This window comes from Desulfotignum balticum DSM 7044 (genome assembly GCF_000421285.1).
Classification (GTDB): Bacteria; Desulfobacterota; Desulfobacteria; order Desulfobacterales; family Desulfobacteraceae; genus Desulfotignum; species Desulfotignum balticum.
Genome location: NZ_ATWO01000001.1, coordinates 3,944,409 through 3,958,735 on the forward strand (window position 1 = coordinate 3,944,409; position 14,327 = coordinate 3,958,735).

Genomic DNA, 14,327 nt, shown 5'->3' on the forward strand with positions numbered 1-14,327 from the left:
AGAATATGATGAAATTCAAGGAAAAGAAAGGCCTTATGTTGCTCGTATGGTTTTTGCTTTTTTCTCCCTTCCCAGCACAGACTGGACATGCAGAAGAAATATCCTCTTCACCATCACAGCGAGAATCCTCCCTGCAGGATACATCGATCGAATCCATTACCGTGACGGCCCAAAAGCGAGAAGAAAATGTTCAGGATGTTCCCATCAGCATGAGCATTTTATCTGACATGTTCATTACCGATGCGGGGATAACGGATGTGAAGGACCTAAGTTTTTTTACCCCCAACCTCTATTCTCAACAGGTGGTCAATCAAAATATGATGGTCATCAGGGGAATTTCCTCCCATTCCGTCGCCTTAAACACGCCGGTTGGACTTTTTGTGGATGATATCGGATATCCGCTGACGTTTATGCAGAACCCGGATCTTTTGGATATCGAACGGGTAGAAGTTTTGAGGGGGCCCCAGGGCACCTTGTACGGCCGGAATACCGAAGCCGGGGCTGTCAATATCATCACGAAACAGCCGGGCAACGAAATTACGGGTAAAGTATTTGTGGAACCCGCATTTTACGATACGCCGGATCAAGAAATTTTCCGTATTAGGACCGGGGGGTCCGTCAGCGGACCGGTTATTAAGGACACCCTGTTTTTCGGTGTTTCCTGCCAACATGAAAATTCCGACGGGTATACGGAAAACATTTACGACAATGATGATAAGGCTGCAAGCATCAACCATCTAAACGGACAGGCAAAGCTTCGCTGGAAGCCAAGCGATCCCCTGGATATTACTATGGTGTTCAACGGATACGAAACTGATGACGGATACGGTTACCTTCGGTACATCGACGGCCCGGCCCAATCCGATCGCTACAAAATCAACTGGGACGGCAACAACGAATGGACGGATAAAAACAACGGCCAGGCCCTCCGTATCAACTATTCAGGAACTGCGTACAATCTGGTGTCCATCACTACCCGAAACGACTATTCCACCGATTTCATCAACGACGGCGAGTTCGGGCCGACCGTCTATCCGGATCAGATTTTTATGTTCGAAGATACGATTTACAGCCAGGAACTGAGGTTTTCTTCCGCTGATGAGGCCAGTCCGCTGACATGGATTGCCGGTATTTACGGGTTCACGGAAGAGGTGGATGCCCATGCCGAGTACTTCGGTTCCACCTATCTCACGAGCTATGAAAGCGACGGGTTCGCCGTTTTCGGGCAAGGCACCTACACACTTTGGGACCGTCTCCATCTGACAGCGGGGCTACGGTACGATTACCAGGAGTACGAGGGGGAGCAAACCTTGAACTTGATTGCAGACCCCTATGGTGCCCGGTTCGACCATGGTGAATGGCTGCCCAAGACGTCGGTCTCTTACGACATCAACGCATCTGCCATGGCCTATGCCACGGTTGCCAGGGGAATGCTCGCCGGGGGGTATGATTATGGCTTTGCCTCGAGTTCCGATACCCTGACGTTTAAACCCGAGTTCTCCTGGAACTATGAAACAGGTTTGAAAACCACCTGGTTCGACAACAGGCTGATGATCAATGCCGCCGTGTTTTACATCGATATCGAAGATAAACAGGTGCAGGAATACTTAAACGGTGGGCCGCTTCGAAACATCACCAATGCGGCCAAAGCCTCTTCAAAAGGCTTTGAACTGGAAATGGCGGCGTGGCCGCTCCCCGGATGGCAGGTCTTTGCCGGCATCGGATATGCGGATGCACAATTTGAAGAATGGGAGTCGGAGCAAACCACCGGCGGCACCTTCGACTTCGAAGGCAAAAATCTGACCCATGCCCCTGAATACACCTTCAATGCGGGGTTGCAATACAACCACCTCTCGGGATTTTTCGGGAGGGTCGACGTTACGGGGGTTGGGGATTATTACACGGATGCCAAAAACACGGTTAAGGTGGACGGGCACGAGACGGTCAACCTTAAATTCGGATTTGAAGGAGAATCTTTCCAGATCAGCCTTTGGTGCAAGAACGTCTTTGATGAAGCGTATTTCACCACCAAGTCGTATTACTTCGGCGGGCACACCGCCCAGGATGGTGCGCCCCGAATCATCGGATCAACCTTGATTTACCGTTTCTGATGTCCTCACCACACCAAAACAGCTTAAACAGGCAGTACAGACATATATGGAGGAATCAGTAAAATGGGGTATCGTATCTTTTTTTTAGGCACTATTTTTACGTTGATTGTCAGTTCAGCTACGGCGCATACACTTTGGGTCAATACGTTCAAATCCCGGGGACATCTACCCGCCCATGTTCTGTGCAGCATCGGCTGGGGGCATACCACGCCATTGGACGACCTGCCTCAACTGGTCGCATTGACGTCTTATACGCTCTATGGTCCGGATCTTAAGGAAACCCCGCTGCCCATGCCGATGACCAAGCCTTCAGATTCTTTTGATACCGACAACGGGCTGACTGTTGTATCAGGGGACATCGGCGCCCGAAAAATCATCCTGAAGGATGGGTGCAAGCCGGGCACCTATCAGGTCGGCGTAAAAAGCCAGGACAACTATTACACACACTATTTAAATAAAAACGATCAAACAAGATGGGCCATGAAACCCAAAGATGAAGTAACGGATGCCAAAAAAATATTTCGGGGAATGCTATACAGGGGCACCGCTGTTTCCTATTTTACAGTAGAAAAGTGGCGGGCGCCCCAATCCCTGGGCTATGACCTGGAAATTCTGCCGATTACCGACCTTTCCGATATCCGGGTCGGAGATTTGGTACAATTCAGGATTCTCTTCAGGGGAAAAAATTTGAATACATCCCCGGAGGTCAGCATTGAATATGTCACTGCCGCATCCGATTCTTTCGGCGGATCGGACAGCTTCACCCTCTCATGTCCGATCTTTGATGGAAAGGGACAATTTCGCATGCCTGCTGCGGGACAATGGCTCGTAAATGTTTATACCCGCCAGAAGGTTTCGGCGGACAACGACCTGAAGCACCTGGTCAAAAAGCGCGATACGGCTCTGTTTTCAAGCTCGATAACCTTCAAAGTCAATCCTTAAATAACTGAAGTCATGCCCCCCAGATGAACAGGTCAATCAGGCGGTCAGGCATATCAATAATGTCCTGTATCGCCTTCTTGGTATTGTCGTAGTTGGCCAAAAAGCGGAGGTCTTTCACAAGCTCTTCTTCGATCGTTTTGATTACAAACCCGTACAAGGCTTCTGACTGGGGTGTCATATTCATATACTGATACTACCAGCATGCGGTGTCAGTATAGACGGTCATTTGCCCCATTTCATCCAGTTTATAATCAATGAGTTGCAGCAAGGGCCGTGAGAAAGCTTCCAGTGATGCATCCATCAAAACATTTGAAAACAGCCTCTTTTGAAGTAAAATAATTACGAATCTATGACCCCAAATCAATCAGCGAACTTGCCGATTTTGTGCCCAATTTTATGATTCTTAATATAGAAAAAACAGCCAAAGGAGCGTGATGAAAGAACCCATACAAAACCCAACCGGAATACTGAATTTTGCCGCACCCTACAGGGGTAAATTTATTGTCTGTGTATGTGAACTGTTGCTCAGCGGCGCGGCAAATATAGCAGCCTATCTTGTGGTGGCAGATATCTTTACAAAAATATTTGCCGATACCCCTCTAACCTCGGCTTATATACTTTTTGCAGCAGGGCTCGCCCTGGTTTTTATGCTGATAAAAAATGGATTTGAATATCTTGGGCTGGACCACTCCCATGTTGTGGCCTATGGCATCCTGGCCGATCTAAGACAGGCCCTTGCACAAAAGCTTTTAAAAATACCCATGGGGAGTGTTCGGAAAAGGGGGCACGGGGAGATCAAAAAGAATTTTGTGGACAATGTTGAGGAAATGGAAGTGATTTTGGCACATATGATTCCCGAAGGCATTGGTAATATTGCGTCCCTGGTTGTGGCTATCACTGCTCTTTTTCTCATCAGCTTTAAAATGGCTCTGGGCTTAATGGGCGTGGTCCTTTTTGGTATGACAGCCTTTATGCTCATATTTGTTCAAGGCGTAAAAAAGTTAAAAGCCTATTATGCGTCTTCCAAAAACATGAATAACAACATCATTGACTATATCAACGGGATGGAGGTTATCAAGGTTTTTAACCAAACCGCCACTTCCTACAAAAAATACAGTGATTCCGTCTCAGATTTTAAAAGATATACGGCTGACTGGGCCAAATCCTCATGGAAATACACGGCCGTATACAAGGTCATGATGACATCTCCCCTGTTATTTGCCCTGCCTGTAGGGCTAAACCTGTATATGGACGGTCAATTAACTATTGGCGGTCTGGTCCTTTCGACCATGCTGGCCCTTAGCATGGGCGGCCCGCTTCTGCGGTTGATGTCCTTTGCCCCCTCTGTTGCCGTATTACGGGAGAAATCCGGCCATATCATGGCAATCCTTAACGAGGAAGAGTTGCAGGAAAGCAGTAATCCCAAAATTCCGGAGTACTTTGATATTGACATCTCAGATTTGTATTTTGCCTATACCGATAAAAACGTGTTGGAAGATATCCGGCTCTCTTTTCCCCAAAATACCCTTACCGCACTTGTGGGGGAATCAGGTGCCGGAAAAAGCACACTGGCAAGGCTTCTGATGCGTTTTTGGGAATATCAAACCGGAGAGATAAAAATAGGAGGGATCTGTCTTAAGGATATTCCCTTTGATCATTTGATGCAGTGCATCAGCTATGTGTCCCAGGATAATTTTTTGTTTCAAATGTCCATAGGGGAAAACATTCGCATAGGCAAGCCCGACGCCACACAAGAAGAAATTATCAAGGCAGCAAAAGCCGCATGCTGCCATGATTTTATCATGGAGGCACCCCAGGGATACGATACCGTCGTCACAGCCTCCGGCGCCACACTCTCCGGCGGGGAGCGGCAAAGAGTCACCATTGCCCGGGCCATCATCAGAAATGCGCCGATTATTATTCTGGATGAGGCAACTTCCTTTACCGACCCTGAAAATGAAGACAAACTCCAGGAGGCCTTGAATGAGTTAATCAGCGGCAAAACCGTTATCGTTATTGCCCATCGTTTATCTACCATTGTCCATGCAGACCAGATTGTGGTGCTGGATAACGGAAAAGTTCACAAGACAGGCAAGCACCTGGAACTGATACAGACCAGCAAAATTTATCAACACCTGTGGAACGCCCATGAAAATATTGCCGGATGGAGTATCGCCGTTGGAGGAGACACCGAATGATTGAATATTACAAGCGCATCATGACCTTTTTGGGGCAGGATAGAAAACGGGTTCAGTTGGGGATTGTTCTGGCATTCTTTGAAAGCATGTTTGCCAACATACCAGTAGTCATGCTCCTGTATGCCTTTGCTAAACTTGCGGGGGGAACATTGATCAAAAGCGATATCCTTTTGGTCTTTGTCGTGATGCTTGTGGCCGTGCTCATTAGAATGCTGCTGGCCTGGTTTATTGATAATTTTATGTATCTTTCCATCTATGATGCATGTGAAAGAGAGCGGCTTGGTATCGGCGACCGGTTCCGGTATTTTCCCATGGAATTTTTTACCCAGGGCAACCTGGGCAGGGTCGCCGCCATCATCTCCATTGATCTCACCTTTGTTGAGGAAAGGGCCATACGTGACCTGGATATCATGGTCAACGCCGCCGCCATGACCACGATTGGCTGCATCATGCTCTGTGTTGCAGATATTCGCATCGGTGCCATTGCCGTCATGGTGTCTGTGGTTTCCATTTTTCTTTCCGGACGGATAGAGCGTGTCTGCCGTACGGAGTCCGTTCTCAGGCAGGAACAGCAGGGCAAGCTCACAGAGGCCATACTGGAATACGTCATGGGGATCTCGGTGATCAAGGCGTTTAACCTTGCGGGCAAAAAGGCCGGGACCGTCAAAAAAGCGATCCAGGAGGCCAAAGAAGGCAGTATCCGGTATGAAAAACGGTTCATCCCGCCTGCTTTTTTTTACAAAGCTGCTTTTAATGTGGCAACGGCACTGATGGTATGGACAAGCCTTTTATTTTACAAAGACGGAACGCTCAGTATTGAACTTGCGCTGGTTTTTGTGATTTTTGCCTTTTACGTGTTTTTGCCGGCCATAAATCTGGGTAGCGCCATTGTTACGTTTTTAGTGGGGAAAGCAGGTCTTGACCGTTATGAAGCATTGAAAAATCAACCCCTCATGGGTGTGAACGGCAGAGAAATCCAAACCCATAACCATGAAATAGCCTTCCATAATGTCAGCTTTGCCTATAATGACAAACACAATGACAAAATGGTACTCAAAGATATCAATTTTATAGCAAAACCAGGCACCATGACTGCACTTGTGGGGCAGTCGGGTTCCGGAAAAACGACCATTGCCAATCTCATTGTCCGATTCTGGGACGTAAAAAAGGGTTCTGTCACCATAGGCGGCACAGACATCAGGGAAATGACCACCGGTTGCCTGTTAAAAAATATCAGCATGGTGTTCCAGCGGGTTTATCTGTTTCATGACACCATAAAAAATAATATCAGATTCGGAAGACCTGCTGCCACCGACGAGGAGATCATGGCCGCAGCCCGTGCCGCAAGATGCCATGAGTTCATCAGCGCCTTGCCCCAGGGATATGACACCATGGTCACTGAAGCGGGAAGTTCCCTTTCCGGCGGTGAAAAGCAACGAATTTCCATTGCCAGGGCCATCCTAAAGGACGCGCCCATTGTACTGCTGGACGAGGCCACGGCAAGCATAGACCCTGATAACGAAAAACATATCCAGGAGGCCATTGGTGAACTTGTTAAAAACAAGACGCTGATCGTCATTGCCCACCGCCTGTCAACCATCCGGCACGCGGACCAAATTGTCGTCGTTGACAAGGGAGAGATCGTTGAAACCGGCAGGCACGATGACTTGCTGGAAAAACAGGGGGTATATCATCAACTGTGGACAAAGCGAATGACCGCCCGCAGTTGGAGAATGAAAGCGCAATCCAATAGCTTTTGAAACAGGAGAAGAGTATGTATATATCTAAGTTAGCCGGAGATGTTCGGGAAACTCCCGCTTTGATGGTGCATCAAAAAAATGGGGCGATCCTGCGGCTGTTTTGTTTCCCCTATGCCGGAGGCGGTGCCGCAGCTTTTCGAATGTGGCCGGCGTTTTTACCGGATACCGTGGAAGTGTGCGGAGTTCAGCCGCCGGGCAGGGAAAACTGCATCGGCGAAGAACCCATTGCCGATGTTTTTGAAAATCATGACAACAGTATGTCCCATTATCTCTCCACAGGGCCGGAGATATGGGAAAATATGAACGGCCATGTGGATGTTTTCGTGTCAGGCCTTGGAAGCGGCGGCACACTCATGGGAACAGGGAAATACCTGAAGGAAAAGAATCCTGAGATCATGATCGTTGCGGTTGAGCCGAAAAATGCCTCTGCACTTCTGGGCCATGAACCGGGGCTTCACAAGATAGAAGGCATAGGCGATGGATTTGTTCCTTCCATTGTGGATACCAGTCTGATCGACAAGATCATTGAAGTTGACGATGACAGCGCCGTCGAAATGACCCGCCGGCTTGCAAGTAAGCAAGGCTTTCTCGTAGGAATTTCTTCCGGTGCCAACGTATGCGCAGCCCTTGAAATGCGGCATCTGTTTGGAAAGGATAAAAATATCGCCACCATTTTCCCGGACGGCGCGGAAAGGTATTTCAGCACAGCCCTTTTTGCTGACCGGTATCAGGAATTGGCAGTGCCATATAGCTTTTGCCGGCGAACTGCCATCAAAAACAGGGATCTATGTTTGATGCAGGCTCCTAACACAAGGTCCGCAGGGTGTTGGAGAGACGATGGCGTAAGGAGAAAAAAAACGGTCGGTCCCATCACCGAGTGCCGTATTCAGGTATTTATCCGAATTTCATGATGCCGAGCAGGAAAAAGTTCGCTCGCAGACAAATGTTAAAGCATTTATTCCCAAGCACAACGAACACCTGAGGGGATTGAGATATATAAACAAGGATATGTGCGCTGGGTTAAAGCATGCGACTTTTGAAAATAACGGTGAAAGAGGTGGAAGAACAACTGGAAAGGGATGAAGAGGATTTTTCTGTCTTATTCGACCAACTGGAAGCAGGAAATTTTATTTTATTTTCGAAATTGACTATTTTATATTCATATGTATTCTATAGGATTATGAGGAGGTGCATATGAAAGCAACAACAGTCCAAATAGAAGATAATATGCTGGAAAGAATTGACAGTCTTGCCCAAACAATGAGCCGCCCAAGATCATGGGTGATTAAAGAGGCCATTTCACGCTTTGTTGAATATGAAGAATGGTTCGTCAAGGAAGTTAAAGACGGTTTGCAGGAAGTTGAACAAGGTAAAATAGCAACAGCCGGAGAAATAGTTGACGCATTTGGCAAATGGGGTGTAGATGTCCGTTAAGTGGACTCGCACAGCATTGCTAAATCTTGACAATGCCATCGAATATATAGCTGAAGACCGCCCGATAGCAGCCAAGGAAGTGGGACAGCAAATATGGGATAGCGCTAAACTACTGGCTGATCACCCGGGGATGGGGAGACCCGGCAGGGTTCCTGGAACCCGGGAGCTAGTTGTTTCCGGTCTACCGTTTATTCTTCCGTATGTCGAAAAGGCAGATTGTATCTATATTTTAAGGGTTATGCATACTTCCATGCAATGGCCGAATGGTTTTTAATTGTGCTTTGGAATCGGAAGCCTCAACTTGGTGTCTGTCCCCTGTTTTAACCTGAAAATCGGATAAAGCGCACATCTTAAATAAAAAAAACAACCGAAAAAACATAAAGGCGAAGGAGGCCTTGTCGATGCAACACGTCGGCATACCGGCCTCACGGATATCCTGGAATGGGTTGGCAAGGGTTCCGGCATTGATAATGATGTATGTGCTTCATTCAGCGAGGGTGATGCGGCAAAGATACTTTCTATCGCGCGCTACTGGATTGGTTCCGGTGGTAACACGCTGCCACGTCTTGAGAGTTGGCAGGTGATGCACCCTCTTCCATATCGCGAAGCGATCACTGAGGACGTCTATGGTAGCCTGTTTAAGGATATTGGTCGCAATGAGGAAGGCGTTCAGCGCTATTTTTCAGCTCGGGCGGCACACCTGGGGAAGTCTCCTATGCTGGCGTTTGACTCTACCACTATTTCGACCTATTCTGAAAATCAGTCGGAGGCACGACAGGGATTCAACAAGGATGGTGACGGACTTAACACCATCAAGCTTTTAACCTTATATTCCGTCAAAGCTGGCGAACCGATAGCCTTCTCTAAGCAACCCGGTAATATTCCGGATGTCATCTCCATTGAAAACACTTTGACACAACTCAAGTGTCTCAATCTGGAAAAGCCTCTGATCGTCACCGATAACGGCTACTACAGCCAGAAAAACATGAAGGGCCAAAGGAATATTTCCCGGGCAAAAAAAATCGCCCGGGGTAAAAATGAATTTGCCCGAGGTAGAACGAAAATTTCATACAGAGTATTTTTCATCATACACCTTTATTTTTCGCACTAAACAGGACGGAAACAAAAAGGAAAAACAATGCTTGCACTTGCATTTGGGATTGGTATCGGGCACGCCACAGTTAAGGCGGTGGTGAACGATAAAATTCGGATTATTTTGGCTGACTATGCTGTGATCCGGAATTTCAGAGTCAGTGTACCGGCGCACATTATCCGGGACATTAAAGACTTGCCTTTGGGCACTCGAATTTTTCTTCCCAACCTTCCCCTCTGTTCCGTCCTGTCCAAGGAAATCTTGGCCCGGCAGGGAATCCGTGCCGAACTCCTTTCCCAGACAGAAGAAAAATCTTTGAACAGGGGAAGGCGCCACCTTGGTAAAACCTTATGCGAGGATTGCTACATGGATGCGCTTTCGCCTGTTCGAAGCTGTGATCCCTGGTCAACACACAGTGCGAAATCATTCGAAAAGCATATGGCCGATATGATCACTCTGACGTCAATCCAGTCCGAAATTATACATATTTTAAAAGACACAGGCGGTGCCGGGGAACAAATTCTCCTTGAAAAACTTGATGACAGACTGAGTCCTGCAGAACTTGGACGGGAGCTTTCGACGCTGCGTCATATGGAAAAAATCGGAGGACAACGGCAGGGTGATCAAATGATATGGCAGTTATGGAAGTAGCCTCATTTTGAGGCTTTAAACACCAATTCACAGGTTCATGAAAAAAGATGTTTGGGAACACTTGAGAACAAAGGGACGAATGACTGATGAGGAAGCGCAGGTTTTCTGAAGGATTATTTGACATAGAGCCGATTATAAAAGAGTTGAACATAAGCTGCGGCCAAACCATTCTTGATGCCGGGTGCGGAAACGGATACATGAGCCAAATATTTTCTAAACTCGTTGGCAGCCAGGGGAAAGTCTATGCCCTTGATACGGAAAAGCCGTTCATTGATGATCTGAAAAAAGAAACAAAAAATACAAATATCATACCGCTTGTCGCGGATATAACAAAAAAAACAGAATTGGAGGATTCTTCAATTGATCTTGTTTATCTATCAACGGTCTTTCATATCTTTTCCAAAGGTCAAATCGCTGGTTTTGAAAATGAGATAAGGCGCGTTTGTAAAAAAAATGCTGTCATTGCCATCCTTAATATCGAAAAGGAGGACACGCCTTTCGGTCCGCCTGTAGAAATGCGATCCTCTCCTGAAGAGCTAATACAAAAGTTATCCTTCTCTTCCGATAGGCTGATCGAGGTAGATAAACATTTTTATTTGCAGTTATTTAACAACATTTGAATTTCACGGGTATTCCAGAAGACGACGATCACACCGTTACCCATTTTTTATGGCCCTTTGAATGATCTCATACAGTGATGACGTTAAACTGAATCTGTAGGCCTTTGTTGTTTTGCCTGAAAAAACCTTTGGTCAATCCTGAAAACAGCTTGGCATTCTCCATTAGGCGCCACGATTTGTCATACTGTCATAAAGCTGCCTGAACATCCCTCACCCGGTTTTTCAGGTAATGCTTGGGCAGGATACCGAACCGTTTCTTAAACGCTTCGCTGAAATGACTGACATTGGTATACCCCACCTGCCAGGCAGTCTGGCTGACATTGGTTTCGGCTTTATCCAGAATCCTTTTAGCCTCTTGCATCCGGTGCTCCCTGAAATAGTCAAATACACTTTTCCCGTATACCTGCCTGAACCCGGCCTGGAGCTTTGCCGCGTTCAGTCCTGTCTTTCGGCAAAGACGGTTCAGGGTTGGTGGGGTCTGCAGGTCATTGATCAACAGGGTTCTGGCCTGAGAGACTTTCTCTTTTTCCGCCATGTTCAGCAACTGTCCGTAAGATTGTCGGCAGTCAAGACCCAGGGCGGCCAGATAAAGGGAAAGCAGTTCCAGGCTTTTGCCTTCCAGATAAAGGGGCCAGGGAAATGCATTGCTGGACGCATTTAGAATCTGGTACACCACGACCTGGATATCCGTGGTCATGGGCCTGAATTTTGTAAATTCAACCTGAGAATCCCCTTTCAAAACCGCCTGCAATTCAAGGGGCAGTATCTTGTGCTCCCGGTTTACCACTTTACGGAAAAAGGACAGCGTCATGTTTTATGTGAAAAAAGCCTATAAGAAGCATACAGTGATGAGAGTATAACGGAGCCACCGATCATGTATGAATCTTGAAATGAGAAAGGAATCCAGCTACTTATGAATTTTATTGAATCTATTAACATCCCAGCTGTACTTTTCTCTTCTCTAGAAGGTGTATAAATAGCATATTGCGAATTACATTTTTTGCATTCTTGGGGATGAGCAACCCACGCAGTAAGGTGTTGTGAGTGCCTTATATGGACTGGAGCGTCCATAACTGTTGTTGTAGATTCTCTACTATAAATAGTGAGTAAGAATTTGGGTAATTTATTTAGTGTTGGACTGGGATTCCCAGTGCAGTAGGGGCCGGCTGATGGGACAATTCGCTTTATTTTAAAACCATCACATACCGGCTGGTGACCCCGAGGATCTTTTTTTTCTGCATGGCAGACACCACCCCGCAGTTAAACCGCTCCGAAGACATGGGCGCCTGGATGAGATGGGTCAGGGTCCAGCCCGTGTTTTTAAACATCTCATAATAATCGGTCAGTAAAATCGCCTGGCCCTGATCCTCTTTTTTTGCCGGGCAGTTCTGAAAATCCCGCCAGTCTGCATTGATAAACGCCAGCCGGGCATCTTTCCTGGCGATCTGTTTTAAAAAAAGCAAAAACCGCTCTAAAAAGGCGAGATACGCTGTTTTAGACAACCCGGAAATGCTCTTTTCTGCATACGCGTCCGCTTTTTTATCAAAATAAGGGGGATCGAAAATGATCAGGACGGGCTTTTCCCTGGTATTGAAAAACGGCCGGGTGTCCCATTCCTGTTCCGGGTCCCAGAACCAGGGCTCGATCTCAGGCCTGGTCTCGGGCCGGTCATCCATGTCCAGGCTCCAGCATCGCCGGCCCATGGCAAGGCAGGTATCAGCACACACCCCGCCCCCGGCCATGGGATCCAGCACCAGATCACCGGGCTCTGAGAAAAAATACAGGATATGCGCCACCAGCTGGGCCGGGATCCGGCCGGGCCAGTCATCGCCGAACCGGGGGTCACATTCCGTGAAATTCCACACATCCCAGGTCCGAATTCCCCATTGAAGTGCCTTGAACCGGTCAAAATCATCGGCTTTTACCAGGGCCTGTGACCAAACCAGAGATTGAGGCCAGCCGTGCTTTTGCGCCACCTGCGGGACGGTAAAACCCTTCGATAAATCGGTGTTTACACGTTTTGCCAATCCTGGCATTTTGAGTAAATGCCGTGAAATCCTCTGCTGGATCACCCCCAGTCTCTTGGCAATCCTGTCCTGGGGAATTCCCAGTTGATGTAACCGGAAAATCTTTAATTCAAGATCAAAAACAGCCGTGGCCCTTAAATCTGAGATATATTTGTCAACCGCCTGCCTGGATCTGCCAATGGCCCGTCCGATTTCAGAAGAAGTCAGCCGGGGATTGCTTTGAAACGCACGGCGGGCCGTATTGCGTGTTTCAGCTTCCGTCAGCTGCTTGGGCCCGATGGCCATTTGGGCCGCATACAGGATCGGTTCCACCTGGTCCAGGGTGATAATCACCACCTCGATGTGGGTGGCACCCGTTTTTTTATACGCGCCCCACCGGTGGCGCCCATCCAGGATCCGGTACCTGACCTTTGCCGGATTGTCGGGGTCCGGCCATACCTGTACCTCGATGGGGTCAAACTCAAACCCATCCCGGATATTTTCTTCAAAAACGGCAATGCGCCGGTGATCAATCGTTTCCCTGGGATAAATGGATTCATCCAGGACAACATCGGAAATCGGAATTTTAGCAGAAACAGTTTTCATAAAACTTACATCAGCCTGATCCTTATCCGGCCCGAACCTTCAAGCATTTTTCAGACACTTCCCATTCTAAGAGTTTCATGAACACCTCCTGTTTTCAGGTTACCCGGGCTCCCTGCATCTTTGGATTATGCGGGACACAGGCTATTTTCAATCATCTCTAATCGAGGATATTGTCACGACCTGATCTTATGCCATACTATCGATACCGGGGAATGTCAATATAGGGAAAACCCCCTATCAGTTATAGGCAAAAACCCTTAGTTGCATAGCTAACAGATTGAAATAGTGATGAAAAAAATGTCTGATGAGATTTTCACGGCCCCAGACAATTTTGAGATCGACGGCTATCTCCAGTCCAGCTTCGGGATGTTCCATGGCAGAATGACCCGGGTGAAAATCTGGTTTTCCCCCGGCGTTAAATGATCCTTTTCTTTGCCATAACTACGAGTTACGTAACGAATTTTGACGTCTTCTTTTCCACAAATATCACAAATCATATTCTACCTCATGTTTTATTTACTGCAAAGTCATGACGTAATTACGAGTTCGGATTGCTTCCCGCATTCGGTTCAAAGTGTGGATTCCCATCACCCACCCCGCTTATTCTCTTCAAACATCTCCACCGGCATGAGATACAGCAGCTGCCACACCATCTTGATGGGCCATATCGCTTTTGCCGACGAACTGCCATCAAAAACAGGGATCTATGTTTGATAATATTTAGCACAACGATAGGCCCTGAGTATTCCCGGTCGCCCCTTCAGCAGGAGTTGAACCATCCCGAAAAAAATCCGCCTTGTATTGATAAACGAATAATTTTAGTTCTTCCTTATTTTTTTCATTGACATGAATTTTTTCCTGTCATATAAGCACTTACATGCCATGATAGAAAATGTTCAATCCATC

Annotated in this window: 12 protein-coding genes and 3 pseudogenes; 12 read left to right on the forward strand and 3 right to left on the reverse strand. The window is 47.3% G+C overall.

Annotated features, from left to right (window positions below; all coding sequences use genetic code 11):
* Positions 1–5 precede the first annotated feature (5 nt).
* Together K365_RS0119775 and K365_RS0119780 are read left to right on the forward strand one after the other, a co-directional pair.
* Positions 6–2,111, forward strand: coding sequence for a TonB-dependent receptor (locus K365_RS0119775; protein WP_084489917.1), 2,106 nt, complete (start codon positions 6–8; stop codon positions 2,109–2,111).
* A 63-nt stretch (positions 2,112–2,174) separates the two neighbouring features.
* Complete coding sequence (locus tag K365_RS0119780) at positions 2,175–3,053, forward strand: DUF4198 domain-containing protein (RefSeq protein WP_024335972.1); 879 nt, start codon at positions 2,175–2,177, stop codon at positions 3,051–3,053.
* A 10-nt stretch (positions 3,054–3,063) separates the two neighbouring features.
* Here K365_RS0119780 and K365_RS28535 read toward each other — a convergent pair whose 3' ends face one another.
* On the reverse strand, positions 3,064–3,237 hold the full coding sequence (locus tag K365_RS28535) for a hypothetical protein (RefSeq protein WP_211221136.1): 174 nt from the start codon (positions 3,235–3,237) through the stop codon (positions 3,064–3,066).
* Positions 3,238–3,487: 250 nt separating this feature from the next.
* On the opposite strand from K365_RS28535, the gene K365_RS0119790 reads away from it, so the two are divergent.
* The 9 genes and pseudogenes from K365_RS0119790 to K365_RS0119830 all read left to right on the forward strand — a co-directional run bounded on the left by K365_RS0119790 (position 3,488) and on the right by K365_RS0119830 (position 10,809).
* Positions 3,488–5,251: an ABC transporter ATP-binding protein gene (locus tag K365_RS0119790; RefSeq protein ID WP_024335973.1), complete on the forward strand. Its 1,764-nt coding sequence runs from the start codon at positions 3,488–3,490 to the stop codon at positions 5,249–5,251.
* A complete protein-coding gene (locus K365_RS0119795) occupies positions 5,248–7,011 on the forward strand; it encodes an ABC transporter ATP-binding protein (RefSeq protein WP_024335974.1) in 1,764 nt (587 codons plus the stop codon). The genes K365_RS0119790 and K365_RS0119795 overlap by 4 nt, the downstream gene beginning before the upstream one ends.
* Positions 7,012–7,073: 62 nt before the next feature.
* Positions 7,074–7,682 (forward strand): annotated as a pseudogene (locus tag K365_RS29160) (pyridoxal-phosphate dependent enzyme); the annotation flags it as partial.
* A gap of 140 nt (positions 7,683–7,822) precedes the next feature.
* Positions 7,823–8,052 (forward strand): annotated as a pseudogene (locus K365_RS28055) (IS1380 family transposase); the annotation flags it as partial.
* Between the two features lie 153 nt (positions 8,053–8,205).
* On the forward strand, positions 8,206–8,445 hold the full coding sequence (locus tag K365_RS0119810; protein ID WP_051147874.1) for a CopG family ribbon-helix-helix protein: 240 nt from the start codon (positions 8,206–8,208) through the stop codon (positions 8,443–8,445).
* Entirely contained in the window at positions 8,435–8,719 is a 285-nt protein-coding gene (locus K365_RS29255) for a type II toxin-antitoxin system RelE/ParE family toxin (RefSeq protein WP_024335977.1), read from the forward strand. Before K365_RS0119810 ends, K365_RS29255 begins: the two co-directional genes overlap by 11 nt.
* A gap of 90 nt (positions 8,720–8,809) precedes the next feature.
* A pseudogene (locus tag K365_RS28845) lies at positions 8,810–9,556 on the forward strand (IS1634 family transposase); the annotation flags it as partial.
* 27 nt (positions 9,557–9,583) lie between these two features.
* On the forward strand, positions 9,584–10,189 hold the full coding sequence (locus K365_RS0119825; RefSeq protein WP_024335979.1) for a hypothetical protein: 606 nt from the start codon (positions 9,584–9,586) through the stop codon (positions 10,187–10,189).
* 86 nt (positions 10,190–10,275) lie between these two features.
* Positions 10,276–10,809, forward strand: coding sequence for a class I SAM-dependent methyltransferase (locus K365_RS0119830; RefSeq protein WP_024335980.1), 534 nt, complete (start codon positions 10,276–10,278; stop codon positions 10,807–10,809).
* A 187-nt stretch (positions 10,810–10,996) separates the two neighbouring features.
* Here the strand turns inward: K365_RS0119830 and K365_RS0119835 are convergent, their stop codons facing one another.
* Positions 10,997–11,620 (reverse strand): helix-turn-helix transcriptional regulator, encoded by a 624-nt coding sequence (locus K365_RS0119835; RefSeq protein WP_024335981.1) that lies wholly within the window; start codon positions 11,618–11,620, stop codon positions 10,997–10,999.
* A 373-nt stretch (positions 11,621–11,993) separates the two neighbouring features.
* Positions 11,994–13,421, reverse strand: coding sequence for a DNA methyltransferase (locus K365_RS0119840; RefSeq protein ID WP_024335982.1), 1,428 nt, complete (start codon positions 13,419–13,421; stop codon positions 11,994–11,996).
* 288 nt (positions 13,422–13,709) lie between these two features.
* On the opposite strand from K365_RS0119840, the gene K365_RS28850 reads away from it, so the two are divergent.
* Positions 13,710–13,844, forward strand: a complete 135-nt coding sequence (locus tag K365_RS28850; protein ID WP_245569215.1) for an aminopeptidase — start codon at positions 13,710–13,712, stop codon at positions 13,842–13,844.
* The last annotated feature ends 483 nt before the right edge of the window (positions 13,845–14,327 follow it).